The organism is Priestia flexa NBRC 15715 (assembly GCF_001591565.1).
Classification (GTDB): domain Bacteria; phylum Bacillota; class Bacilli; order Bacillales; family Bacillaceae_H; genus Priestia; species Priestia flexa.
The window spans coordinates 1-25,497 of sequence record NZ_BCVD01000048.1; the positions used below are offsets into that span (position 1 = coordinate 1).

The window sequence follows — 25,497 nt, forward strand, 5'->3', positions numbered from 1 at the left end:
AAAAAAAGAACGTCATTGGACGTTCTTTTTTATTATGCAGTTTTCGAAGCCTGGGCTGATGAAATAAAGCGCTTTTGAATCGTCTTAAGCCGATAGCTTAATCCAATTGCACCTACAGCCAAACCACTAATCAGTCCAATCCAATATCCAAAAGCTGCAAGTCCTGTATAATTTGCCAATATATATCCTAGTGGTAAACCAATTACCCAATATGAAATCAACGCCATAAAAAAGGTAATGTTCACATCTTTATATCCTCTCAGAGCCCCTTGAATCGGTGCTTGAATTGCATCCGATAATTGAAAAAAGACCGCATAAATTAAAAAATGAGTTGTTAATGCCAACACTTTGGAATCTGTTGTGTATAAAGCAGCTACTTTTTCTTTAAATAAAAATAAAAAGACTGCACCTAAAAGAGCTAAGCAAACGGCAAGTAAAATACCGATACGACTGTACATCTTTGCATCTTCAAAACGCTTAGCACCAGCTTCAAATCCTACAACAATTGTTAAGGCCATTGAAATGCTGAGCGGAATCATATACAGAAACGATGCAAAGTTTATTGCTGCTTGGTGAGAAGCAATTGTCACCGTATCATATGCGCTCATAAACAATGTAACGGCTGAGAAGATACTTGTTTCAAAAAAGATAGCAAATCCAATTGGAATGCCGATCCCAAGTATTTCTTTAAATGAAGGCCAAGCGGGTTTATAAAATGTACGAAATACCTGAAATGATTGAAAAGGATCTTTTCTGGTGATAATCCAAATTGCCACGAGCAAAATGCACCAATAAGTAATAGCCGTAGCATATCCAGCTCCAACGCCTCCAAGCTTAGGGAAACCAAATTTTCCGAAAATCAATAAGTAGTTTAACGCAACGTTAATAGGCAAGCCAAGAAGGGTAATAAACATCGATGTTCTTGTTTGACCCAGTGCATCAATAAAGTTACGTAACACGGTATAAATGAATAGAGGAAAAATACCAATTGATAACGCCACTAAGTAATCTAACGCAATCCGAGCTACGTTTGAATCTAGATTCATAGCGTTTAAAATGGGGTTTACGACAAAGAATCCAATAACAATAACAATTAAGGCCATGATAATTGAAACATATAGTCCCTGAACAACTGTAAAAGCGACATTTTTCTTTTTATCAGCCCCAATCAGCTGAGCTACAATAGGAGTTACGGACATTAAAATACCACTTAGTCCAGTAAATACAGGCATCCAAAGGCTTGAGCCAATAGCAACTCCTGCTAAATCATCTGCTCCTACACGACCCGACATCATCGTATCAAAGAAGCTCATTGAAAACATACCGAACTGCGTCATCAAAATAGGTAATAAGATAAATAAAAACTGCTTCATTTTTTCCGTTTTAGAGAATGTTTGATTCATGTTTGTACTCCTATCCGTCAAGTTCACACGAGAAAAATTATATCACGATGAGGCTTGTTTTTGCGAAAGAATAGTTAATATATTACTATTAAATAAAAACAAGGAGGCATTATAATGGATTTAAATTTAAAAGGTAAAAAGGTGCTCATAACAGGTGGAACGAAAGGGATTGGTCAAGCAATTGCTGTGCTCTTTGCAGAAGAAGGAGCAGATGTTGCGGTTGCAGCTCGAGGTGAAGATGACTTAGAGCGTTTAAGTCAGAAATTTACCAACATCCGTACATATAAAGTAGATGTGACGAAACAAGACGAGCGCATTCAATTGATTGAAAATGTCGTAAAAGATTTTCAAGGTATCGACATTTTAATTAACAATGCAGGCGGAAGCAATGGAGGGCAAGCGCTAGAAACAAATTTATCATTGTTTTATGAAGCGATGGAGCTTAATTACTTTTCTGCGGTTCATTTAAGCAAGCTTGCAGCAGAGTATATGAAAGAACGAAAAGCAGGTTCCATTGTAAACATTACATCTATTTTTGGCCGAGAAAGCGGAGGTAAAGTAACGTATAATAACGCCAAGTCTGCTTTAATTAGCTTTACTAAGTCATTTGCGGATGAAATGATTTCCTATGGCATACGCGTTAACAGCATTGCGCCTGGAAGTATTCTACATGAAACGGGTAATTGGAAGAAACGGTTAGAAGAAAATCCTGAAAAAATTAATCAGTTTGTAAAAAATGAAATTCCAGCAGGTCGTTTTGGAACCGTGGAAGAAGTAGCTAACGCTGTGGTTTTTCTAGCATCTGAAAAAGCTTCGTGGATTGTTGGAGCAAGCTTAAATGTAGATGGCGGGCAGTCAAAAATGAATTTTTAATAGCAAAAAGCCTGCATTCCAGCTCTTTAATCTGAGCAGGTGTGTGGGCTTTTCATCATTATTATCCGATATGCTTTTTATTAATAGAAGGTAACTGAAAATCTTCATTAATTGCATCAGCAGTTAGCTGCCCCGATAGAGTGACCATCGGAACGCCACCGCCAGGGTGAGTAGAACCACCAACAAAGTATAAATTTGATAGAATTTGACTACGAGCAGGGATTTTAAAACCACCGTTCTTTTTACGATCGGTTGCTACGCCGTATATAGAGCCTCCATTTGCGCCGTATAGCTGCTGGATGGTGTTTGGTGTGAACCTTTCTTCAAATTCAATGCTATCACGTAGGCCTTCAAGACCCATCGCTTCAAGTTTGGTAAGAACGACATCTCGGTATTGTTCTTCAATAACGTTCCAGTCTTCACCTTCTTTTAATGAAGGAACGTGCGTTAAAATGAATAAGTTTTCTTTTCTTTCGGGCGCTTGTGTCACGTCAGATTTAGATGAAACACCAATATAAATCGTTGGATCTGAAGCAATTTCACCTTCATTAAAAATCGTATCAAATTCTTGCTGTTGATTTTTTGAGAAAAAGAAGTTATGGTGAGCAAGCTGCTCGTATTTTTTGTTGGTTTTGAAATCATTTCGTTATGAACCATCATCTTACTTTCTATATATACTTAAACGTAATTTTGTGTAAGCATATGGCGTGAAACAAAATGATTTACAACTGTTTCGTTTCAAATCTATTTGGGTAAAGAAACCGGAAGTAAAACTACTCGGTTGTTTTCTTCTTCTCGATCCTCTAAGTTATAGATGATGTACCAGTCATAACAACGACATTTAGAATAGTATTTCAATGAAAGAACAAGAAGTCCTTTTTCTTAAGAAAAAAATGGAATGGCATAAGATATAGAATTCATGGTGTCCAGCGTATTGTCAGTGTGTAGGAATGGCAAACTTAACATAATGGTGATAAAAAGCTTGAGAAAAATATAAATTGAACATAAGGATAAATTTATTTTTAAGTAGATGTTTGTACAGGCTGGGCATATAAATAGAAGAAGCAATGAACTAGTTATTTTTTCATGTTTTCAATAAAATATACAGCAAGAGTGTTGACAATTTTTTTTAAAGAGTTAAAATGTGAAAGAACAGTTTAGCTCTCTTACAGTTTTTGTAAGGGAGATTTCTTTTTACGAATTTAGACTAACATCCATCCAGATTTACGTCTAAAATAAATGAGCTCAAATTTCAAATAGATATAGAGGTGGGAATATGAAACAGCTCATGACAAACGGAAAAAACATTTTTGTTAAGCAATTACCGTTGTTTTTAGTTGCAGTATTGTTATTTTGGATTAAAACTTATGCCGTTTATCAAATTGAATTTAATTTAAGTCTTGAGAATTTTATCCAAAAGTTTTTACTATTTATGAACCCACTCGGTTCAGCAATTATCTTTTTTGCTTTTGCCTTACTATTTAAAGGGAGAGGAAAGGTACGAGCATTACTAGGTATTAACTTCTTATTATCATTTATTTTGTACGCAAACGTTGTGTACTATCGATTCTTTAATGACTTCATTACAGTACCTGTTTTAACTCAATCAAATAACTTTGGTCAATTAGGTGGAAGTGCAATGGCTTTAATTCAGCCAACAGATATTCTGTATTTCATTGACTTCTTTGTTTTAATTGCACTTATAATGTGGAAGAAGTTTGATTTACCTACAACAATTAGTAAACATACGGTAACAAGCGTATTTTTAGTTGGGGTTCTAGTTGTAAGTGCAAATATTGCCATTGCAGAAACAGATCGTCCACAGCTTTTAACACGTACGTTTGACCGTAACTATTTAGTTAAATATTTAGGTGCATATAACTATACAGTTTATGACATTATTCAAAGCTCGAAATCGTCAGCTCAACGAGCTCTAGCTGACAGCAGTGACGTAACAGAGGTTGAAAACTACGCAAAAGCAACTTACGCTGAGCCAAATGAAGAATACTTTGGTAAAGCTAAGGATATGAACGTAATTTATATCTCACTTGAATCATTACAAACATTTATGATGGGATATGAATTAAATGGTGAAGAAGTTACGCCATTTATGAACTCACTTAGAAATGATAAAAATACGCTTTATTTTGATAACGTGTTCCATCAAACAGGTCAAGGTAAAACATCCGATGCTGAGTTTATGGTAGAAAACTCAATATTCCCATTACCTCAAGGATCAGTTTTCACAACAAAGGCAAATAACACGTATCAAGCTGGATCTGCTATTTTAGGCCAAAACGGTTATACAAATGCAGTATTCCATGGTAATGGTAAGACATTCTGGAACCGTGATGAAATGTACAAGTCATTTGGTGTTGATAAATTCTTCGACTCAGCATATTACGATATGAATGAGGAAGATACGCTAAACTATGGTTTAGAAGATAAGCCATTCTTTAAAGATTCTATGCCTTATTTAAAAGAATTAAAGCAACCATTTAGCGCAAAATTTATTACGCTATCTAACCATTTCCCTTATCCATTAGATGAGGAAGATCAAACAATTGAGCCGCATACTACAGGCGATAAATCAGTTGACCAATATTTCCAAACGTCTCGCTATTTGGATGAGGCATTAAAGCAGTTCTTTGATGATTTAAAAGCTTCTGGCTTATACGATAACACGATGGTTGTTATGTATGGTGACCACTATGGTATTTCTGAAAACCATAAGCGTGCAATGTCTGAGGTTCTTGGTAAAGATGTAGGTGACTTTGAACAAGCGCAATTACAGCGAGTACCACTATTCATTCATGCTCCTGGTCTAGAGGGTGGCGTGAAGCATACGTACGGTGGTCAAGTTGATATTCGCCCAACGGTTATGCACCTATTAGGTATTGATACGAAAGACTATATTGACTTTGGTACAGACTTACTTTCAAAAGACCACCAGGAAATTGTTCCGTTTAGAAACGGTGACTTTGTAACTCCTGAGATTACAAAAGTGGACCAAAAAGTATTCAATAACGAAACTGGTGAGCAATTACCAGAAGAAGAAGCAAAAAAATATGATAAATACGACGAACTGGTAAAACAAAAGCTTGAGCTGTCCGATAAGCTTGTATATGGTGACTTATTACGTTTCCATACCCCAGAAGGCTTTAAACCAGTAGATCGTTCTCAATATGATTACAATAAGCGTGACTAAGAAAAAAGCGAAGGCAAACATGCCTTCGCTTTTTTATGGGAACTGAAACTTATTTGCTCTTCGTTCGTATATAACGTATAAAGGTAATTTATTTTAGAACTAGGAGTTAAATGGTATAATATTCTTATCATAATAAGTGAAACGTAACGATTTTAAACATAAATAGAGACGATAAGGAGTGAGCGGACATGAAAGTGGTGACATTTTTAAAACGATTGTTTATCGTATGGACTGTTGGTACAGCTACGATTCCAATTAGTTATTTAGGGTTTGGTGTAGGGATTGGTGATAGCATTTTATTAAGCTTTGGTACGGCTGCACTAACAGCAATATTCTTCGTTTTTAAAAGCGCTAGAATTGCATATAAAGACCCTTATAGAGAAGAACTTGCTTATATCAAGCATCAGGCTCGTGAAGCACGTAAGCAATTAAAAGTTATTAGCAGTTCTCGCTTTAAGCTAAAATCAATTCACATGTGGACAGAGCTTTCTAAGCTATATAGAGTAGGGAAAAGTATCGTTGATATGGTTGAAAAAGAGCCTGCGCGCTATAAAAGTGTTCAGCCATTTTTTACGAACTATTTGCAAGCAACGGTGACGGTTATTGAACGCTACGTATTTTTATTATCTAAACCTACAAAAAGTATTGACGTAAAAGAAAGTATTCATGAGGCTGAAAATGTGATACATGAACTGTCAACACAGTATGACCAGCTTTTAAATTCTGCACTTTCTCAAGATGTGCTAAGTTTAGATGTAGAAATGAAGGTTTTAAAACAACATTTTCAAAATGAAGAAGAATATGCGCCAATAAATCGAATGAAATAAGGGTGGGGTTTATATGAAAGAAGTGGAAAAAAAACAATCGCTAGATGAACTTTTAAATGATCCGTTTGCATCACCAACTTTGGCTACTCAGCTTGACCAACCGGTAGCTAAGCAGCTTTCAACATACAATAACTTAGCCCCTGAATACCAAGAAAAAGCACAGAAAATCGCCGAACAAATCGATTATAAAAACCAGCAGGCTATTCTTCAATATGGAGTAGCCGCACAGTCGGAGCTTTCGCAGTTCTCTCAGTCTGTTTTACAGCATGTGCAAACGAAAGATACAGGTCCTGTTGGAGATGTGATCGCTGACTTAATGTCTAAAATACGTCAGGTGAATCCAGATGATTTTACAACGAAGAAAAAAGGATTTATCAGCAGAGTATTTTCTGGTTTGTCAAAGCCAATTCAAAATTTATTAACAAAATATCAAAGTATTAACGTTGAAATTGATAAGATTGCGGATAAATTAGAACGTTCAAAGCAAATGCTTTATCGTGATATTACAATGTTAGATAGTTTGTATGATAAAAATAAACAGTTTTATGATGCGTTAAATATTTATATCGGAGCTGCAGAGTATCGATTAGAAACGCTTAGAACTGAAGCGTTGCCGGCACTTCAGCAGGAAGCAAAAGCAAAAAATGATTACTTGATGGCTCAGGAAGTAAATGATTTAAGCCAATTCATTAATCGTTTAGAAAAGCGCGTTCATGATTTAAAGTTAAGTAGACAAATTGCTGTTCAAAGTGCACCGCAGATTCGCTTGATTCAAGAAGTAAATCAAACGCTTGTAGAAAAGATTCAAAGTTCTATTTTGACCGCAATTCCCCTTTGGAAAAATCAAATTGTAATTGCGACTACACTGCTGCGACAAAAAGCTGCAATGGAAGCTCAGAAACAAGTATCTAAAACAACAAATGATTTATTAACACGTAATTCAGAAATGTTAAAGCAAAATACAATTGAAGTAGCAAAAGAAAACGAGCGAGGAATAGTAAATATTGAAACGCTTAGACAAACACAATCAGATTTAATTACTACGCTTGAAGAAGTATTAAAAATTCAAGAAGAAGGTCGTACAAAAAGAACAGAAGCAGAAGCAGAGCTGTATCAAATGGAAACTGACTTGAAAACAAAGCTAATGAATCTATAAATTTTCAATCGAATTAGCCATTTCTAAAAAGGCATTAACATTTTCTGTTTCAACCGGAGTGAAGATGGTGAGCCGCATAGCTGGACGCTTATCAGATGCCTTCACTAAATATGAAGTAGTTCGGTTCTTGTCGTTGCTGGCTGAATGTACACTGTGGAATGAAAAAGTCTCATTATAAGACGTGACAGAGCTTTTTTGAACGTCAGTTGATACAGCTTCTAATCCTTTTAGAGCTTCTTGTTCTACCTTGTCCCAATCTACGTTATCAGGAAGAACTTCAATACGCATCCACAGCTTATCGTTAGCATCGTAGTAAATAACATCTTTTCGTGGTTCTTCTTCTGTAAACGTATACCCTTCTAAGACATATAAAGAATATTTTTGGTTTTCACTAGTTTTTAAAAACCCCATTTTTTCTTCTTGCATACCTTCGTTTTCATACGCCATCATCTGTTCAAGAAGACGAATGGTTTGTTCATCAGATGAAGTGTCTGAGGATTCTTTTGATGTTTTTTCTTTTGGAGCTTGATCACTTGTACTATGAGAAGAATTATGGGACTTAGAGTTTTCTTGTGTTGTTCCACAAGCCGTCAGCATAATTGCTGTAAACAGAACTAACAAATATTTTTGCACACTATCTCTCCTTTAATTGAATGCTATTAATCATAGTAAACAATTCTTGTTCATCAGGTGAATGTTTTTTAATATTAGTTATAATAACTAGTATTTGTGCTTTGCTAGGAGCCTTTACGATATATAAGGCCGCTTTTTCTTGATCAGTGTAGGCTTCAAAAGCAGTAATGAGTGGCTTCTTAATATGGTGCTGATCGGCAATCATTTTAGCTTTTCCGAATTGTTCTTCAAAAGTAGATGTAGCCGTATTAACCGACGTAAGTTTATTTGCTGTATCGACTTCTAAGACTTGAATTCTCATCCAAGTATGAGGTGAATGCGTAGAGAAAATAATGTCTTTTCCTTCTTCTTCTTTTTGTAATTCATAGTCAGGTAATACATTTATTGAAAAGCCTTGATGACTGGACGTACCTTTTCTAGCGTTTTCTTGCTCACTTGCTAAAGGCAATATGTTCGTTTTTGTTTGAAGCGCACTAAGTGTAAAGATAAACAGAGCTACTATTACTATTCGATAGATCATATACAGTCTCCTTTATCTATAGTGAAATTGTCAAAATCAACCCTTCAATGAGTATAGTGTTCAATTTCTTACATTTTTCCCCATTCCATTAAAAGTAAACGCAATACGGTTGTTTTTATCGATTTGTTTTCATTTATTTGGGAGAACCTAAAAGAACATTCTAAAAAGAAAGAGAGTGGATGTCGAGTGAATCAAAAGTCGAAACAAGAGGAGTTGTCAAAGCATTCGTATGTATGCAGTGAATCATTTTTTGAGAATGACTTACGAGCCATTGTCATATCACAACTAGAGCAAGATCAAATAGAGAAACAAGAAAGAAGGTAAGCGTATGAAAAAAGGTTGTTTGCTTCTTTGCGCACTTCTCTTTTTCACAGGTGCATCGAACGGACAAGCAGCAAAGAAAAGCCGCTTTTACTATGAAAAAAAAGGTGATATTGTTTGGGAAATTCCAACAAGTGAAGAAAAGATTATTGCATTAACGTTTGATGATGGACCTGATCCAACGTATACGCCACTCATTCTAGATTTATTAAAAGAATACAATGCAAAAGCTACATTCTTTGTTTTAGGTGACCGAGTTACTCAATATCCTACAATTGCTAAAAGAGAGGTTAAAGAAGGGCATGAACTTGGAAATCATACGTATAGTCACTTAGAAGTTCGTGGTAAAGATACTGTAAAAATAGAAGATGAGATTGAAAAGGCTGATGACAAAATTCAGCAGATAACGGGTATTAAACCCTATCTTTTTAGGCCACCAACTGGTTACTATGATGATAAAGTGGTGAAAGCAGCTGAAAATCAGCAGTATACTGTTGTATTATGGTCATGGCATCAAGACACATTTGATTGGAGAAACCCTGGTGTAGACAAAATTGTTCATCAAGTTCTGAAAAATGCAAGCTCTGGCGACATCGTTTTGTTTCACGATACAGGGGGGGATCGCATGCAAACGGTTCAAGCACTGAAACAAATACTGCCTGAGCTAAAGGAAAAAGGATATCGTTTTGTCACAATTTCAGAGCTTTTGAAGCATCATCCAAACTACGAATCGCTTTATTTAATGCAAAAGGAAAACAAAAACAAAGGCACTCCTTTAAAATAGGAGATGCCTTTGTTTTTTAAGGGGTAGATACATCCTCTTCGAGAGAGGTTTTTTTCTTTTGGAAATATTCCGTAACGCGCTCGCGTTTCTTTTTAGAAACAAGAACGTACAGAGTATCGCCAGAAAAGATTTTAGTATTTCCGCGAGGTGTAATTAGCTTTTCTTCACGGATAACAGCCGTAATTAAAACATCTTCTGGCAAGGGAAGTTCTTCAAGTGATTTTCCAGAGATTGCGGCATCTGGAACCAGCTTTAGCTCAATCATTTCATTATTGGTTTTGCCCATCGAAACAAGTTCTAAACTGTGTGGAACCACTTCTTTTTCACCATCTGAGAAATTCAAGTAATTGGCTAACGGAGAAATGGTTGCTCCTTGTAATAACGCAGAAGTAAGAACAACGAAGAATACCACGTTAAAGATAAGTGTGCTATTTTCAAGGCCAGCCATCATTGGATATGTAGCTAGAACAATTGGAACGGCTCCTTTTAGTCCTCCCCACGAAATGAATAGCTGCTCTTTCATTGTATATTTAGTGAAAAGCATGCTGATGAAAACACCTAATGGTCGAGCAACGAGCATTAATAAAAACGACAATAAGATACCTTGCCATGTAACCTCAATAAGCTCTTTTGGAAAGACGAGTAGACCTAAAATAATAAACATAAGAATTTGCATCATCCATGCAAAACCTTCATTAAAGCGTACAATTGCATGACGATATGTTAAATGGGAGTTTCCGATAATAACAGCCATTATGTAGACAGCTAGCAATCCACTTGCTCCAATAAAAGCAGTGACGCCATATGTTAAAGCTGCTAAAGCAAGAGATAATACTGGGTAAAGACCGGATGAATCTAAATTAATGCGATTGATAATCCATACGGAAGCTTTTCCGAGCACTAATCCCATTAGTAACCCCATTCCCATTTGCCAGAAAAAGTCGAGGAAAAGAGTAAAGATAGGTGATTCAGGTGCTTGGATTAGTTCAATAATTGAAACAGTTAAGAAAATCGCCATTGGGTCATTTGAACCTGACTCTGCTTCTAGAGTTGACGTGAGCTTTTGACGAATGTTTTTAGATCCTAAAACAGAAAAGACGGCTGCAGCGTCAGTAGATCCAACGATCGCTCCAAATAATAAGCCTTCTAGCCAAGTAACATCCAAAATGTACTTTGCTAATACACCGGTTACAACAGTTGTAATTAAAACTCCTAATGTAGCAAGAGAAATAGAAGGGCGAACGACGCTTTTGACGTCGGTCCACTTTGTTTGAATACCACCATCAAATAGAATGATAATGAGAGCAATTACTCCGACACCTTGTGCTAAAAGAGCGTTGTCAAAGTAGACGTAATGACTGAGTATCATACCAACAATAATAAACAGTACGAGGGAAGGTAGACCTAAACGCGAAGAGAATTTTGCTGTTAAGACTCCCGTAACTAGAAGAATGGATAAAAGGAAAATTAAATTGTCAATCGTAAAACTCAATGATTGTTCACCTCTTTTTCATAATTAAGTTGAATTTACTTTTGAATGGATAACGGATGAAAAGCTGCTAATAAACGTCAAATTCATTATATTCCTCCTTATAATAACCAAATCTACAGCAAAAAAGAAGCTGTATCAATAAAAGTATACCATAATCGTCAGAATAGAAGAGATTATTATGCTTCAGTATTTTTTAATAACTCAACTTTCGCATCGATAAATGTGCTATAAATTCATCTAGCTGTAGTTGCCGATGTCATTCAAGTACTATCATTGACACATAAAAATGCATGAAAAAACACCTATCCGTTTGGTATAGTTGATTTGTCGAGAATCAAACATTCCATACAGAAGAGGTGTCCTCTATATGATAGCGAATCATGACCAATCTAAGCAACTACCAAATGAAATAAAATCTACTTTTAAAGAACTAAAAGTATTGAAACATCTTAGAAAAGCTGGGATTACCAAGTCTTTTGGCTTTACCTGTGCTTATTTATTTCAGCTCATTTTCTGTTTGATCTTTGAAAACAAAAACTGGTTTCGAACACTTGAAAGTAAGAAATCTACCGATATTCCAGCTAAAGATGCGGTCTATCGTTTTTTGAACCGTTCCACTTATTCATGGAGAAGGTTTCTGCTTTTATTAAGCGCACACTCGATTGAAAAAGTAAGTAAGCTTACAAATCATGAGCGTATCAAAGTGTTGATTGTTGATGATTCATCTTATGATAAAAATCGAAGTAAATCGGTTGAACTTCTTGCGCGTTGTTTTGACCACGCTTCTCAAAAAATGCGCTTCTACAAAGGCTTTCGTATGCTTACATTGGGATGGTCTGACGGTACAACGTTTATGCCTGTAGACTTTTCTTTATTGAGCTCTAAAAACAGTGTCATCAATGGAGTGTCACAGAACATTGACAAGCGCAGTTCTGGATATAAGCGCCGTTTAGAAGCTTTACAAACGGCACCTGAACAAATTCCAACGATGATTCAACGGGCAATGAACTCAGGTATCGAAGCCACTTATGTGCTGATGGATACGTGGTTTACACATCAACCCCTTATTAAGGAGATCACAGATCAAGGTCTTGATGTCATTGGCATGGTGAAAAATTTAAAGCAACGTTACCTGATGAAAGGTAAAAAGGTTAGTTTGAAGGAACTCTATTCATTAGCTTCACCCGTTCAAGGAAAGAAAGGAATTCTACGGTCTATTCAAACGACACAAGCCAATGGAGTACCAGTTAAAATTGTATTTGTCCGTAACCGTAATAAAAAAAGTGAATGGTTAGCGATTTTAAGTACCGATTGCAGCTTAAGTGAACAAGAAATCATTCGTATCTACGGAATTCGTTGGGACATTGAAGTCTTTTTCAAAACAACAAAATCCTTATTAAAGCTACAAAAGGAGTTTCAAGGTCGTTCGTATGACTCTTTAATTTGTCATACAACAATCGTCTTTACTAGATACATTGTCCTCTCTTGGCAGAACCGTTGTAGCACAGACCAACGGACATTAGGTGGTCTATTTTATGATCTTTGCGATGAAATTAGTGATCTCGATTGGGCTGTCGCACTAGGACAGCTACTAGAGCTTCTTCAAGATGTCCTAAAAGAAAGTAACAAAAGGATTCAAAAGTTAATTCAATGTCAACTACAACACTGGATTGCAGGCTTACCTAATTACATCAAGGTCTACCTTCCTATTTCAGTGTGCGAAAGTTGAGTTAATAAAAAAGAACCCGGTTATATAACCGAGTTCTCTCATTATTATTTAAGATCTTGCTGGTAATAAAGCTCAGGTGCTTTAAATGGTTTTCCTTTTTGTGTTTTTGGTCCTTTATGATCTGGTCGAGCGCGATCATACACGGCAGTTCCCACAATTTCAGCGACATCTTGAAGTTTTTCTTTACTAATTTTGTCAATGCTATCTTCTGGTGTATGGTACCATGGTTCAGCTGGATCATGGATAAATAGTGCAGCAGGAATGCCTGCTTCTGCAAACGGAACATGATCACTGCGTCCACCCTCTGAATATGGAGTAGCCGCACCATTTAGGCGCAAGCTTGACGCCTGAGCTAATTTTGTTACAAAGTTAGCTTTTCCATCTGCTGTTTTTAATACTAAATCACCAGCATCGCGGCTCCCAACCATATCTAAGTTAAACATACCAACGATACGATCTTTCTCATCGTGAGATAAACCATCCACGTACTCTTGAGAACCAATTAAGCCAAGTTCTTCAGCTCCAAACGTTACAAAGCGTAGCTCCGTATCTGTTGGTAGAGACTTTAATACGCGAGCTAATTCAATGACCATTGCTGTTCCAGATGCGTCGTCGTTTGCACCAGGCGCACCCTCAACTGAGTCATGATGAGCCCCAATTACGATGATATCATCCGTGTTGCGTTTTTTTTCAGTTGGTGATTTTGTTGCGGTTACGTTATATGAAATACGCTCACTAACTTCAGCACCTTCAATATTTACAGTAGCTGTTAGATTGCCTGCTTTTATTTTTTCAAGAAGCTGTTCACCCTCCGCTTTTGGTAAAGCTACAGCTGGTACATAACCATCATTAGCTCCACCAAGCGTCCCGTTTAACTCACCGTCAGCATTATTATAAATAATAACGGCTTTGGCTCCTTTTTCAGCTGCATTTAATACTTTTTCACCAAAGCTAATAGAGCCACGTTGAATCAGTGCAATTTTGCCTGTCAAGTCTTGATTCGTTAACTCTTCTTTTGTTCCAAGGCCAGCATCAACAACTTCAGCGCTTACATTACCGTTTATGCTATATGTGAAAGCGCTAGGTGAATAGCTTGTCCCATCAGCTGAAAGTTCAACTTTAGATGCTTCTGTATAGCCAACGAATGTAAATGGCTCGACGTTTGCTTTATAACCAAATGATTTTAATTTCTTTTGAATATACCAAGCTGCTTTATGTTCAGCTGCAGTTCCAGCTACGCGAGGCGTTTTTGCTAAATATTCAATATCATTGTAGATGTTATCTACATTAATTTTGTTGAGCACCTTTTTATCTACCGCATTGTAAGCTTGACTCGCTGAAGCCTGAGTAGCAGGAGCAGCTGCAGTATATGTACTAGATATTGAAAGGGCTAAGCTTGTTGCTAGAGCAACGGATACAATTGTCTTTTTTGTTCTTTTCATTGTGTTCCTCCTTTGGGAAATTATAGATACAACTTAAAATTTATAATATTCCCAAAAATAAAAAAAGGGTAAATATTCCTATTTAGTTTGAATGTTTTAAGGTAAAATGCTATTTTTTATGTCTGAAATTATAAAATTGAGAAGAGGTTGTAAAAGAAAAGTAATCAAACCGTTATCGAATTCTTATTGATAAAGTTTCATGGACATGATGTAATAAAAGAAATAAGTGAAGCAGGAAGGGTAAAAGAATGAGAGATGCATGTCAAAAGATTATATTGCCATATACGCCTGAGAATCTAAGAATGTTACTGTTACAAGTTTGTGATGATGAAAATATGTTTTCGCATCAAGAGCTCGCTTATTGGTGTGATAAATTTACGTTACATTATTATGAATACGATGCAGATGAAAAGCAGTGGATGAGTGATATGCAACAACCTGATGCGCGCCAAGACTTGGCAAGGTCGTATGCCATTGCAAAAGATATTGGTTGGCAGTGGTATTATTATATGTCAAGGGGGACAACGCTGTCTGATATACAGTATACAGATTTACACTACTTAGAGCTCCCAAAGCATTTATTTGTTAGATGGCTAAACGAACTGTATGAAATGTAAATACATATGCGAAACATCCCGTTACAAAGGGATGTTTTTTTGTATGCTAAAGCTTTAACGATGATAAATATAAAAATTGGCGAGCAATTAGAGTGAAAAATCGTAAAAAACACAAAAACCGAGTTGACTTATTGGAATTCTTATAATATAAATAAAGGAGACTTATATTTGGAAAGTGTTGTAGGAGGAATTATTTTGACTTTATTATTAGTTATTCTTAACATCATTATCATGCTGGCATTAATCGCTGGTTTATATATGATGCAAAAAAAATACGTTTCATTTTCAAAGCGTGTATTCACTGCTCTAGGACTTGGAATTGTATTTGGATTTGCTCTTCAATTGGTATATGGACCAACTTCAGAAGTGACAGCTCAAACATCAGATTGGTTTAGTATTGTTGGTAGCGGTTATGTGAAATTTCTTCAGATGATCGTTATGCCACTTGTGTTAGTTTCGATTGTGGCCGCATTCACTCGCTTAAAATTAACGAGTAACATTGGGAAAATCAGCGGTTTAATTATTGGGATTTTAGTTGGAACAACAGCCATTGCAGCAGCAATTGGGATTGTGACAACAACGGGATTTAACTTAGAAGCTGTTCAGATTGAACAAGGAGCAGCTGAAACCGAGCGTGGAGCAGCATTAGAGGAGAATTTGTCAGGAATGCAAGCCCAAACAATTCCACAACAAATCATTGAATTGTTGCCTGCGAATCCATTTTTAGATTTAACAGGAGCACGACCAACTTCAACAATCGCAGTGGTTATTTTTGCTGCATTTATCGGAATTGCTTATTTAGGCGTAAAGCGTAAAAAGCCAGAAGAAGCAGCTCTTTTTTCAAAGGTTATTGATATGATTTATGCAATTGTAATGCGCGTTGTTACATTAATTTTACGCTTAACGCCATATGGTGTATTAGCCATCATGACAAAGACAATCGCTACGAGCGATATTGATGCTATCGTGAAGCTTGGTAAATTTGTTATTGCGTCTTATGTAGCGTTAGGAGCAATGTTTGCTGTTCACTTACTTTTACTAACGCTTGTCGGTGTTAACCCGATTATGTATGTAAAAAAAGCATTTCCAGTTTTAACATTTGCTTTCACATCTCGTACAAGTGCAGGGGCTTTACCGCTAAATGTGAACACACAAACGAGACAGCTTGGCGTTCCAGAAGGAATTGCAAACTTCGCAGGGTCATTTGGTTTATCAATTGGTCAAAATGGATGCGCGGGTATTTATCCAGCAATGCTAGCCGTTATGATTGCACCAACAGTTGGTATTAATCCTTTATCACCATCGTTTATTGCCACACTAATTGCTATTGTAGCTATTAGCTCATTTGGAGTAGCAGGTGTTGGTGGAGGTGCAACATTCGCGGCACTTCTTGTTTTATCTGCACTAGACTTACCAGTTGCACTTGCAGGACTTCTTATTTCAGTAGAACCTCTGATCGACATGGGGCGTACAGCATTGAACGTCAGCGGAAGTATGACAGCAGGTGTTATAACAAGTAAAGTAACAAAAGAATTAGATACAACAGTTTATAATGATAAAACAATTTCGCCTGAAACGGCAGAAGCATAAAAAAGCTGGGACATAAGTATTTCGGTCAATGATTTATCCGAACTATCGTGAGTTAACTACTTTCGATAGCTCGGATATTTTTTTGTTTGGAAAACATTTTGAACGAACTTGTTCTTACAGCTTAACGATTGTAGAAACGTCATGATCGGTCTTTGAGAAGGAAACATTTAATTATGTCTCACTCTCTTTCTTTGTGAGAAGATTAAAATTTCTAAATAATATGACATATCGGTTGATTTTTTTGAAAAGGGTAGTGTAAACTAATTATTGGTAACGCTTTCTAAAATTGAAGGAGGTATGGATTTGATGCAAAATATTGGAGCAAAACAAGTTGAAGTAAGTCCAAAACTGAAGCAATTTTTACAAGGTGTAAAGAAGCTTTATATTAACGGTGAGTGGGTGGAGTCGGCATCTGGAAAGACGTTTGAAACAGTAAACCCTGCAACTGGTGAAAAGTTAGCAGATGTAGCTGAAGCAAATGCTGAAGATATTGACCGTGCTGTGTTAGCAGCTCGTGAAGCTTTTGATAAAGGACCGTGGACAAAAATGTCTGCAGCGGAAAGAAGTCGTTTGATTTATAAGCTTGCTGACCTCATGGAAGAACACAAACTTGAACTTGCTCAATTAGAAACGCTCGATAATGGGAAACCAATTCGTGAAACATCAAATGCAGATATTCCTTTAGCTATTGAACATTTTAGATACTATGCTGGTTGGACAACAAAAATTGTTGGACAAACTATTCCTGTACAAGGAGCATACTTTAACTATACGCGTCATGAACCACTAGGAGTGGTTGGGCAAATTATCCCTTGGAATTTCCCGCTGCTCATGGCAGCATGGAAGCTGGGTGCTGCGTTAGCTAGCGGTTGTACAATTGTACTAAAACCAGCAGAACAAACGCCTTTATCAGCTCTTTATCTAGCAGGTCTTGCTGAGGAAGCGGGCTTTCCTAAAGGAGTGCTAAATGTCGTTCCAGGTTTCGGTAAAACAGCAGGTGAACCACTTGTTAATCATTTGCTTGTAGATAAGATTGCCTTTACGGGATCAACTGCGGTTGGAAAGTCGATTATGAAGCAAGCGAGTGAAACTTTAAAGAAAGTTACGTTAGAGCTTGGAGGTAAATCTCCAAATATCATTTTACCTGATGCAGATTTATCAAAAGCTGTTCCAGGAGCATTGGCGGGTGTAATGTTCAACCAAGGACAAGTTTGTTGTGCGGGAAGTCGGTTATACGTACAAAAAAAATTATATGATAATGTAATAGCAGACTTAGTGGCACAGTCTAAGGTGATTAAACAGGGTAATGGATTAATAGAAGATACAACGATGGGCCCGCTTGTATCTGCACAGCAGCAGAAGCGAGTCAAATCATATATTGATAAAGGTGTAGAAGAAGGAGCTGAAATCTTAACAGGAGGTTCGCTGCCGTTTGAAAAAGGATATTTTGTGGAACCAACAATCTTTGCTGATGTTGATCATTCCATGACAATTGCACGAGAAGAAATCTTTGGCCCTGTTGTTGCAGCGATGCCTTTTGATGATTTAGATGATTTAATTGCCAAGGCAAACGATACGACATATGGATTGGCAGCGGGCGTTTGGACGCAAGATTTGAAGAAAGCTCACTATGTAGCTCACGGTATCAAAGCCGGAACAATCTGGGTGAACTGCTACAATGTATTTGATGCAGCTAGTCCGTTTGGCGGATATAAACAGTCTGGAATTGGAAGAGAAATGGGTAGCTATGCGCTTGATAACTATACAGAAGTAAAAAGTGTATGGGTTAATATGGAATCTTAAAAACAATTTCAGAAACATTAGCATATCTATTTGTGAAAAAGAGTAGTCTTTAGTGGACTACTCTTTTTTATTATACGTTGCATAAACCATCTAGTATTTTGCGGAAGTAATTAGTAACTACTAATTCCATAGAAAGAAGTGATGCGTATGAAAGGAATACAGGGTCCGTCGACTTATCGTATGACAGGCCATTTGAAAGATTTTCAAGAAAATCCGCTTTTGTTTTTACGACATCTTAGTGAATATGGCGAGGCAACAAGCTTTCGGCTAGGTCATCGACGATGTTACTTAACAACGAATCCGCAAATGGTAAAAGATGTTGTTTTCACAAATGCCAATAGTTTTGTGGATGTAGGGATTAAAAATGTTGTTCGAACACTACAGGTTCACGACTTATATGAATTTAATTTTTCAACGGGGGTGCCAAATGTCAAGGGTTCCTTTGTGAAAAAACATTTTTCTACCTTTCGAATTGAGCATCGTACGATCGTGCAATCCCATATATCTTTATGGGAAAGTGGAGATCTAAAAGTATTCAATGAAGAAGTGCAAGATTTGGCGCTCTGTTTATTAGCACACAGCTTTTTTGGCGTAGCCAACAAGCATGATTTGACAGGACACTTACGAAAACTGGCTGAGTTGCGGACTAAGAGACATCAACCTTCGATGATAAAGGTGCCGATCCCAAAGCTTGGAAAGCGAAATCCAATAGAGGCACACGCTATAGCAGGTGTTTTTTCATGCCTTCAATCTCTTTACAATCACAGGTCAACTTGTGAACAAAATAATGTTTACAATGTACTTGATAATGAAAGTGAAGGTGACATTCTTCAGCGATTCTTTATTACGTACGACTTAATTCGCAATGCATGTAGTTGGCTGATGTATACGTTTTGTGAGCATCAGGATATTCTACGACATATCCAGTTGCTAAAAGGTCAGGAGCAAGATGAATATATGCGTATGGTTATTTTAGAGTCGCTGAGGCTCTATCCTCCGATTTGGTTATTTGGTAAACAAGCGGTAGAAGCTGTTCAGGTGGATAACTATCTCTTTAAAAAAAATGAAACGATTTTTATTAGTCCTTATAGCCTCCATCGTAATGAAGCTTATTTCTTAGAGCCTAATGAGTTTTTACCTGAGCGTTTTTGTTTAGATTTAAACGTCGATATACCACAACACCTTTACTTACCGTTTGGCATGATTGCAGAAACCGAAGCTCAAGTGGAATATGTTATGACCATGGTAAAAGCTATTACCCTCCCGTTAGTAACATCATTTAATATAAAAAAAGTGCGGTCCATTATTCATCCAAAAGGAGAGATTTTATTGGAGATGAAAGAGCCTTTTTCTATTGTTGTGACAAAAGACAAATCACCGATAGTAACCTCGTTATAAGATGCTTTTTCATTATTGATATATGAACGTATTGACATTAAACTCATTGAAATCTATCATTAAGTGCATCTATTATGAAAGGTACAGATAGAGGAGCTTATGGATAAACTACCCAATCAATTTATTGAACTTGTTGAAACATCCTTATTGCCTAACTTAATTATTAAAAGTGAAAATGAACATGACCCTGTTATAGTCGAATATGTACCTGGTGAATGGATTTTAATTGGAAAAGGCAACTATGCAGCCGTTTTTTATCACCCTTTATATGAAGGTCTAGTAGTGAAGGTATACAGTCGGTCATTTGAAGAGGTAAAAAAAGAAGCAAATGTCTATAAGAAATTAGGAAAACATCCTGCTTATTCTCAGCTTTATTATTATACAGATCACTACTTAATTCTAAAGAGGCTGCAAGGCATTACACTATATGAAGCTGTTCAAAAGCGCGTTATAATTCCGTTAACGGTTATAGATGATGTAAATGACGCATTAGCTTATGCTAAATCAAGAGGGCTCAATCCCTTTGATGTTCATGGGAAAAACGTAATGATGAAGGAAGGGCGCGGATACGTAGTTGATATTTCTGATTTCTATAAAAAAGGCATTGATAAAAAGTGGACGGATTTGGTGAAAGCTTATCACAAAATCTATGTGCCTATTATAAAAAAGTACCATCTTGCTATTTCACCATCTTTATTGAATCTAACAAGACACGTCTATCGCTTGTATCGCAAAGTGAAAAATAAATATAAAAAATATGTATGAAGGCTTTCTGCTCTTGGTTCATCACTAAAAGCAGAAAGTCTTTTTATAATGAAATTGCTATCTTATGCAGGTCTTTAAATCCTTATGAAAACATCCTGACATTGATATTTATTTTAAGAAAAACAAAAAAACATTCAAAAATTCGTTTTAAATGTCGAAATAAAAAGCAGATACACTAAAATCACGATGCACTGAGCGGACAAAGATAGGAGACATAGAAATGGATAAAACATCTTTTTTTGGTTTGATTTTAGCATTGGTTGCACTAATGATAGGAATGTTTCTTAAAGGTGTTAGCCCAGCTGTTTTAATGAACCCTGCGGCCATTTTAATCATTGTTCTAGGAACAATCGGAGCGGTAGTCATTGCGTTTCCAACAAGTGAAATAAAAAGGGTACCTAAGTTATTTGGCGTTCTTTTTAAAGAGCCAAAGATGGCTACACCAAAAGATCTTGTGTTTATGTTTTCTGAATGGGCACAAGTTGTTCGAAAAGAAGGGTTATTATCATTAGAAGCAAAAACAGCTGATGTGGAAGACCCTTTCTTGCAAAATGGATTAAATTTAGCAATTGATGGGCAAAGCGCAGATTACATTAGAGACGTGTTATCTGAAGAGATTGAAGCAATGGAAGACCGCCATCAGGCTGGCGCAGCTATTTTTTCACAAGCAGGTACATATGCACCGAGTTTAGGGGTACTTGGAGCAGTCATTGGGTTAATTGCTGCTTTAGGAAACATGGCTGACACAACTAGTTTAGGGCATGCTATCAGCGCTGCTTTCGTTGCAACACTACTAGGTATTTTTACGGGGTACGTTTTTTGGCATCCATTTGCTAACAAATTAAAACGTAAATCTAAGCAAGAAGCAAAGGTTAAATATATGATGATCGAAGGCGTTCTGTCTTTACTAGAAGGTGAAACACCAAAAATGATTGAACAAAAGCTGGCATCTTATTTACCAACAGCTGAGCGTAAGAAGCTATTGCAGGAAAGCGAAGTGGCTGAAAATGAGTAAAAAGCGTTCAAAGAAACAAAAAGAGGACGCTCATGTTGACGAGAGCTGGCTATTACCGTATGCGGATTTATTAACGCTATTACTTGCGTTATTTATCGTTTTGTTTGCCATAAGTTCTGTTGATGCTCAAAAGTTTCAAGCCTTATCAAAAGCGTTTAATGCAACGTTTGAAGGGGGAACAGGTGTGTTAGAGTTTCAAACACCACCTACTCCAAAAGAAGAAAACCTCCCGGCTGAAGACCCAACGGAAAAAAATGTAGCAAGAGATAGCGGAATGGATCCTAGTGAAAAAGAAGGAGAAAAGCCGTTAACGGAAGAGCAAAAGCAGAAAATTGCTCACGATGCCGACCAGCAAGAGCTGTTAACTGTTCAACAAAAAGTAAATGCATATATGGAAGAGAATGGAATTAAAGACAAGTTGCAAACCTCATTAACAGATGAAGGGTTACTAATCTCGATTCGGGATAACGTCTTTTTTGCATCTGGAAGAGCTGATGTTCGACCGGAAGATATACGTCTAGCAAAAGAAATTTCAAATTTGCTTGTAATGGACCCTCCTCGTAATATTATCATTAGTGGTCATACTGATAATGTACCGATACGCAACGCCGGCTTTCAATCAAATTGGGAGCTTAGTGTTATGAGAGCAATTAACTTTATGAAGGTTATTCTAGAAAACAATCGCTTAAACCCAAGTATGTTCAGTGCAAAGGGCTTTGGTGAATTTAAGCCGGTAGCCTCCAATGACACTGAGGAAGGCAAAAAGAAAAACCGCCGGGTAGAAATTTTAATCACACCTCGGACAACAACAGCAGAAAATGAGTAAAAACACGGTTTAATCCGTGTTTTTATTTTTTTATTATAATAAAAGACGTCGATTTTCATAAGTTCCGCGTACTAAATTAAGCTCTTCTCCCTCTAAAATTAAGTCAATTAAGGCACCATTAAATAAATCAGACACCTGCTTTTTATCATTTGCTTGCAGGTATTCAACTCGATACCATTTCTCATTATAGCTAAAATACATAAAGCGTCCCCACGTATAGTCTAGCCAAAACTTAATTGGTTTGCCGTTCACAAGCTTCTTTACGTACCCCCAGCTTCTTCCTTGGTGTGAATCGGTCATTTTAGGTTGAGCTGAATTGAACACTTGATAATAAAGCTTATTGTGCAAGTCATATAGCATCATACCTAAGTCACTCCTTTTTACTCGTTATTAATTAGTAGTATGCAAGGGAATAAAATTTAGAAGTAGTAAATGGACAAGCCTTCGTAATTTTAAAAATAATGCGAGTGTATACTAAAGAAAGACTGTTTGAAATCATTTACCTTATCTACATGCCGACATAATGGTTAACAAACGTGGGGAGTTGACTGAATTTCAATGCAGAAGAAAGCATAAAGGATTTCAACATAAAGAAATTTTGCTGACGTATAAGCCTATATCTGCTCCTTATTATACAAAAGAAGGGACCGTTGATGAGTGGTTAACGGATAGAGATCGTCTCTTTACGGTGCACAAACAGAAAGTTTTTCGAGGAAAGCTTTTTCATCAACCCTGGATTTTAGAAGATGGACACTATTCTATGAAAAAAATACGATTACGACAGCCTATCTACCAATAAATAAAGATGAAACAATTGTGCATTATGCACAACATCTTGTTACGTATTTTTATTCTTTTCAAAAAATGTGAAGAAATCGATATAAATAAAGGCTTGAACGAGCCTGTGAGGTTGTGGTACTATTTGCCTTGTGAAAATAGTGAATATTACATGGGATAAAAATGGCCTTTTTAGATGTGAAAAGGTAAATGAATTGAAAGTATATTTACATAAATTTGTTCGAATTATACATTTTTATCAAAAGATGTGTGCGCTTTTACATCCTGCAGCCATCTAGTATTCAAGTCATAAGTTTAGGGGGATTTGATTTTGAAAACACCAAGATTACCTTCAATTGGTGAAATTATGATCGTGTTACTTTTATTTCTAGCGGTTGTTGTTTCATTCGCACTCATTTTCGAACTTCCCATCCAGCTAGCGCTCTTTATTTCATGGTTTATTGTTATTGCGTTAGGTATTCGCTTAGGGTATAAATATGATTTTTTACAGAAAGCGATTACAAAAGGGATTGGGAACGGGTTAGAAGCGATTCTGATTTTATTAGCAGTAGGAGCTTTAATTGGAACATGGATCTCTGGAGGGATTGTTCCATCATTAATTTACTACGGCTTAGAGTTTATTAACCCTACGTTCTTTTTATTAGCTACTTTAGTTATTTGTTCAATCACTTCTGTTGCAACGGGTACATCATGGGGCACAGTAGGAACAGCAGGTATTGCAATGATGGCGATAGGGGAAGGAATGGGAATGCCTCTACCGCTCGTAGCTGGGGCAGTTATTTCTGGAGCATATTTCGGAGACAAGCTATCTCCACTATCTGATAGTACAATCTTGTCTGCTTCCATGGCAAAAGTGGATGTAATTGCTCATGTGCGAGCAATGCTTTACTTAGATATTCCAGCTTATATTGTTACATCTATTTTGTTTACCATTGCTGGATTTATGTACGGTGGTAACAACTTTGATAGTGAGCGAGTAGAGTTTTTAAAATCATCTTTACACGATGTGTTCCAAATTAATGTGTGGATGCTTGTTCCAATGGTTGTTGTTATTGTTTTATTAGCATTAAAAAAGCCGTCACTACCATCAATTGCAGTGGGTTCTTTACTTGGTGTAGTATGGGGAGTCCTTTTTCAAGATTTAAGCTTATCAACTGCTTTTCATACAGCTTACAGCGGATTTTCCATCGAGTCAGACATCACCTTTATAACAGAATTGCTAAACCGCGGTGGAATTGAGAGTATGGTTGGTTCAATTATTGTTATTATTTTTGGATTAGGCTTTGGTGGCCTGCTGGAAGAGTTAGGTGTACTAAAAGTACTTCTCTCTAAATTTGAACAATTTTTAATAAATGCCGGGAACGTCACGACAGCTACGATTTTTACAGGTCTACTAGGAAATATCTTCGGTTGCGCTATGTACGTATCGCTTATCTTAACGCCAAAGATTATGCAAGATAGCTATGATCGTTTAAAAATCAATCGACTTGTATTAGCGCGTAACTCTGAAGTAGGTGGAACGTTAACCTCAGGTATGGTTCCATGGACCGATAATGGTATTTTCTTAACAACGATCCTAGGTGTATCAACGTTTGCTTATCTACCGTTTATGTGGTTAAGCTTTGTTTCTATTATTATTGCTATTATTTATGGTTATACTGGAAAATTTATTTGGTATACAATAGATGAAAATAAGAACGTTAGCTGAAAAGCTAGCGTTTTTTATTTGAAAACGTTAGCTTTCTATTTTGTATTCATGAAATGTTGTAAAAAACCAGAAAAATTTTATAATCAAACAATGATTCTGATAGTAATACTTGCTTTTAGTCAAACAACTAGAACGAAAAGCGAGTAAAAGAATGTTGGGAAAGATAGAAGGAAAGAAGTGAAGTTAATGGCACAACATGAAGGACAAAATGATCTGAAGCGGACGATGAAAAGTCGTCACTTATTTATGGTCTCACTCGGAGGTGTAATTGGAACAGGGTTATTTTTAAGTTCTGGTTATACAATCGGACAAGCAGGGCCGGGAGGAGCGATGCTCACTTACTTGGTCGGTGGTTTTATTATGTATTTGGTGATGCTGTGTTTAGGTGAGCTGAGCGTAGCTATGCCACATTCGGGTTCATTTCAGGTCTATGCGACAAAGTTTATTGGACCTGAAACAGGATTTGCTGTAGGGTGGTTATATTGGTTAACTTGGGTTGTTACCACTGCTATGTTATGCAGTTTATTATTGGAGACGACGTAAAGGATTAAACGTATATACAGATCAAAGTGAGGCAAAGTAAGAAAAG

21 protein-coding genes and 2 pseudogenes are annotated in these 25,497 nt (G+C 36.7%); 16 read left to right on the forward strand and 7 right to left on the reverse strand.

What is annotated here, in order from left to right; all coding sequences use genetic code 11:
- Positions 1-32: 32 nt before the first annotated feature.
- Positions 33-1,403 (reverse strand): MATE family efflux transporter, encoded by a 1,371-nt coding sequence (locus tag BFL01S_RS09955; RefSeq protein WP_061785588.1) that lies wholly within the window; start codon positions 1,401-1,403, stop codon positions 33-35.
- Between the two features lie 114 nt (positions 1,404-1,517).
- On the opposite strand from BFL01S_RS09955, the gene BFL01S_RS09960 reads away from it, so the two are divergent.
- Positions 1,518-2,276 (forward strand): SDR family NAD(P)-dependent oxidoreductase, encoded by a 759-nt coding sequence (locus tag BFL01S_RS09960; protein ID WP_061785589.1) that lies wholly within the window; start codon positions 1,518-1,520, stop codon positions 2,274-2,276.
- Between the two features lie 61 nt (positions 2,277-2,337).
- Here the strand turns inward: BFL01S_RS09960 and BFL01S_RS09965 are convergent.
- A pseudogene (locus BFL01S_RS09965) lies at positions 2,338-2,904 on the reverse strand (phytoene desaturase family protein); the annotation flags it as partial.
- A gap of 648 nt (positions 2,905-3,552) precedes the next feature.
- On the opposite strand from BFL01S_RS09965, the gene ltaS reads away from it, so the two are divergent.
- The 3 genes from ltaS (at position 3,553) to BFL01S_RS09980 (ending at position 7,467) form a co-directional block, all read left to right on the forward strand.
- Positions 3,553-5,484 carry a lipoteichoic acid synthase gene (gene ltaS / locus BFL01S_RS09970; protein ID WP_061785590.1) on the forward strand — a complete coding sequence of 644 codons (1,932 nt, stop codon included), beginning with the start codon at positions 3,553-3,555 and terminating at the stop codon, positions 5,482-5,484.
- 188 nt (positions 5,485-5,672) lie between these two features.
- Positions 5,673-6,311, forward strand: coding sequence for a 5-bromo-4-chloroindolyl phosphate hydrolysis family protein (locus BFL01S_RS09975; protein WP_025909166.1), 639 nt, complete (start codon positions 5,673-5,675; stop codon positions 6,309-6,311).
- 13 nt (positions 6,312-6,324) lie between these two features.
- Positions 6,325-7,467 carry a toxic anion resistance protein gene (locus BFL01S_RS09980; RefSeq protein ID WP_061785591.1) on the forward strand — a complete coding sequence of 381 codons (1,143 nt, stop codon included), beginning with the start codon at positions 6,325-6,327 and terminating at the stop codon, positions 7,465-7,467.
- On the opposite strand, the gene BFL01S_RS09985 is transcribed toward BFL01S_RS09980, so the two are convergent.
- Positions 7,462-8,100, reverse strand: a complete 639-nt coding sequence (locus BFL01S_RS09985; RefSeq protein ID WP_025909164.1) for a DUF8580 domain-containing lipoprotein — start codon at positions 8,098-8,100, stop codon at positions 7,462-7,464. The genes BFL01S_RS09980 and BFL01S_RS09985 overlap by 6 nt on opposite strands.
- 1 nt (position 8,101) lies before the next feature.
- The gene (locus BFL01S_RS09990) at positions 8,102-8,620 is read right to left on the reverse strand and encodes a hypothetical protein (protein WP_025909163.1); all 519 of its coding nucleotides are present in this window, start codon (positions 8,618-8,620) and stop codon (positions 8,102-8,104) included.
- Positions 8,621-8,948: 328 nt separating this feature from the next.
- Between BFL01S_RS09990 and BFL01S_RS09995 the strand changes: the two genes are divergently transcribed.
- On the forward strand, positions 8,949-9,725 hold the full coding sequence (locus BFL01S_RS09995) for a polysaccharide deacetylase family protein (protein WP_061785592.1): 777 nt from the start codon (positions 8,949-8,951) through the stop codon (positions 9,723-9,725).
- A 16-nt stretch (positions 9,726-9,741) separates the two neighbouring features.
- Here the strand turns inward: BFL01S_RS09995 and BFL01S_RS10000 are convergent, their stop codons facing one another.
- Positions 9,742-11,217, reverse strand: a complete 1,476-nt coding sequence (locus tag BFL01S_RS10000) for a potassium/proton antiporter (protein ID WP_025909161.1) — start codon at positions 11,215-11,217, stop codon at positions 9,742-9,744.
- A gap of 367 nt (positions 11,218-11,584) precedes the next feature.
- Between BFL01S_RS10000 and BFL01S_RS10005 the strand changes: the two genes are divergently transcribed.
- On the forward strand, positions 11,585-12,946 hold the full coding sequence (locus BFL01S_RS10005) for an IS4 family transposase (protein WP_061785593.1): 1,362 nt from the start codon (positions 11,585-11,587) through the stop codon (positions 12,944-12,946).
- Between the two features lie 44 nt (positions 12,947-12,990).
- Here BFL01S_RS10005 and BFL01S_RS10010 read toward each other — a convergent pair whose 3' ends face one another.
- Positions 12,991-14,388: a M28 family peptidase gene (locus BFL01S_RS10010; RefSeq protein ID WP_025909160.1), complete on the reverse strand. Its 1,398-nt coding sequence runs from the start codon at positions 14,386-14,388 to the stop codon at positions 12,991-12,993.
- Positions 14,389-14,636: 248 nt separating this feature from the next.
- Here BFL01S_RS10010 and BFL01S_RS10015 point away from each other — a divergent pair, with 248 nt between their 5' ends.
- The 7 genes from BFL01S_RS10015 (at position 14,637) to motB (ending at position 22,402) form a co-directional block, all read left to right on the forward strand.
- Positions 14,637-15,005 (forward strand): hypothetical protein, encoded by a 369-nt coding sequence (locus BFL01S_RS10015; RefSeq protein WP_025909159.1) that lies wholly within the window; start codon positions 14,637-14,639, stop codon positions 15,003-15,005.
- A gap of 195 nt (positions 15,006-15,200) precedes the next feature.
- Positions 15,201-16,595 (forward strand): L-cystine transporter, encoded by a 1,395-nt coding sequence (locus tag BFL01S_RS10020; RefSeq protein WP_025909158.1) that lies wholly within the window; start codon positions 15,201-15,203, stop codon positions 16,593-16,595.
- Between the two features lie 306 nt (positions 16,596-16,901).
- Complete coding sequence (locus tag BFL01S_RS10025) at positions 16,902-18,398, forward strand: aldehyde dehydrogenase family protein (protein WP_025909157.1); 1,497 nt, start codon at positions 16,902-16,904, stop codon at positions 18,396-18,398.
- Positions 18,399-18,545: 147 nt separating this feature from the next.
- The gene (locus BFL01S_RS10030; protein WP_061785594.1) at positions 18,546-19,796 is read left to right on the forward strand and encodes a cytochrome P450; all 1,251 of its coding nucleotides are present in this window, start codon (positions 18,546-18,548) and stop codon (positions 19,794-19,796) included.
- 99 nt (positions 19,797-19,895) lie between these two features.
- Positions 19,896-20,561, forward strand: coding sequence for a hypothetical protein (locus BFL01S_RS10035; protein WP_061785595.1), 666 nt, complete (start codon positions 19,896-19,898; stop codon positions 20,559-20,561).
- Positions 20,562-20,781: 220 nt separating this feature from the next.
- The gene (motA, locus tag BFL01S_RS10040; RefSeq protein ID WP_061785596.1) at positions 20,782-21,576 is read left to right on the forward strand and encodes a flagellar motor stator protein MotA; all 795 of its coding nucleotides are present in this window, start codon (positions 20,782-20,784) and stop codon (positions 21,574-21,576) included.
- Positions 21,569-22,402, forward strand: coding sequence for a flagellar motor protein MotB (motB, locus tag BFL01S_RS10045; RefSeq protein ID WP_061785597.1), 834 nt, complete (start codon positions 21,569-21,571; stop codon positions 22,400-22,402). The genes motA and motB overlap by 8 nt, the downstream gene beginning before the upstream one ends.
- Positions 22,403-22,435: 33 nt before the next feature.
- On the opposite strand, the gene BFL01S_RS10050 is transcribed toward motB, so the two are convergent.
- Positions 22,436-22,765 carry a hypothetical protein gene (locus BFL01S_RS10050; protein WP_025908915.1) on the reverse strand — a complete coding sequence of 110 codons (330 nt, stop codon included), beginning with the start codon at positions 22,763-22,765 and terminating at the stop codon, positions 22,436-22,438.
- 145 nt (positions 22,766-22,910) lie between these two features.
- Between BFL01S_RS10050 and BFL01S_RS10055 the strand changes: the two are divergent.
- From BFL01S_RS10055 to BFL01S_RS10065, 3 genes and pseudogenes are all read left to right on the forward strand, one after another.
- Positions 22,911-23,201: pseudogene (locus tag BFL01S_RS10055) on the forward strand (DUF2071 domain-containing protein); the annotation flags it as partial.
- A gap of 309 nt (positions 23,202-23,510) precedes the next feature.
- Positions 23,511-24,908, forward strand: coding sequence for a Na+/H+ antiporter NhaC (gene nhaC, locus BFL01S_RS10060; RefSeq protein ID WP_061785599.1), 1,398 nt, complete (start codon positions 23,511-23,513; stop codon positions 24,906-24,908).
- A gap of 186 nt (positions 24,909-25,094) precedes the next feature.
- The gene (locus BFL01S_RS10065; protein WP_061785600.1) at positions 25,095-25,451 is read left to right on the forward strand and encodes an amino acid permease; all 357 of its coding nucleotides are present in this window, start codon (positions 25,095-25,097) and stop codon (positions 25,449-25,451) included.
- The last annotated feature ends 46 nt before the right edge of the window (positions 25,452-25,497 follow it).

Excerpts from the sequence above, each read along its gene's own strand:
- BFL01S_RS09955 (WP_061785588.1), bottom strand. The coding sequence starts at position 1,403 with ATGAATCAAACATTCTCTAAAACGGAAAAAATGAAGCAGTTTTTATTT.
- BFL01S_RS09960 (WP_061785589.1), top strand. The coding sequence starts at position 1,518 with ATGGATTTAAATTTAAAAGGTAAAAAGGTGCTCATAACAGGTGGAACG.
- ltaS (WP_061785590.1), top strand. The coding sequence starts at position 3,553 with ATGAAACAGCTCATGACAAACGGAAAAAACATTTTTGTTAAGCAATTA.
- BFL01S_RS09975 (WP_025909166.1), top strand. The coding sequence starts at position 5,673 with ATGAAAGTGGTGACATTTTTAAAACGATTGTTTATCGTATGGACTGTT.
- BFL01S_RS09980 (WP_061785591.1), top strand. The coding sequence starts at position 6,325 with ATGAAAGAAGTGGAAAAAAAACAATCGCTAGATGAACTTTTAAATGAT.
- BFL01S_RS09990 (WP_025909163.1), bottom strand. The coding sequence starts at position 8,620 with ATGATCTATCGAATAGTAATAGTAGCTCTGTTTATCTTTACACTTAGT.
- BFL01S_RS09995 (WP_061785592.1), top strand. The coding sequence starts at position 8,949 with ATGAAAAAAGGTTGTTTGCTTCTTTGCGCACTTCTCTTTTTCACAGGT.
- BFL01S_RS10005 (WP_061785593.1), top strand. The coding sequence starts at position 11,585 with ATGATAGCGAATCATGACCAATCTAAGCAACTACCAAATGAAATAAAA.
- BFL01S_RS10010 (WP_025909160.1), bottom strand. The coding sequence starts at position 14,388 with ATGAAAAGAACAAAAAAGACAATTGTATCCGTTGCTCTAGCAACAAGC.
- BFL01S_RS10015 (WP_025909159.1), top strand. The coding sequence starts at position 14,637 with ATGAGAGATGCATGTCAAAAGATTATATTGCCATATACGCCTGAGAAT.
- BFL01S_RS10025 (WP_025909157.1), top strand. The coding sequence starts at position 16,902 with ATGCAAAATATTGGAGCAAAACAAGTTGAAGTAAGTCCAAAACTGAAG.
- BFL01S_RS10030 (WP_061785594.1), top strand. The coding sequence starts at position 18,546 with ATGAAAGGAATACAGGGTCCGTCGACTTATCGTATGACAGGCCATTTG.
- BFL01S_RS10035 (WP_061785595.1), top strand. The coding sequence starts at position 19,896 with ATGGATAAACTACCCAATCAATTTATTGAACTTGTTGAAACATCCTTA.
- motA (WP_061785596.1), top strand. The coding sequence starts at position 20,782 with ATGGATAAAACATCTTTTTTTGGTTTGATTTTAGCATTGGTTGCACTA.
- motB (WP_061785597.1), top strand. The coding sequence starts at position 21,569 with ATGAGTAAAAAGCGTTCAAAGAAACAAAAAGAGGACGCTCATGTTGAC.
- BFL01S_RS10050 (WP_025908915.1), bottom strand. The coding sequence starts at position 22,765 with ATGATGCTATATGACTTGCACAATAAGCTTTATTATCAAGTGTTCAAT.
- BFL01S_RS10065 (WP_061785600.1), top strand. The coding sequence starts at position 25,095 with ATGGCACAACATGAAGGACAAAATGATCTGAAGCGGACGATGAAAAGT.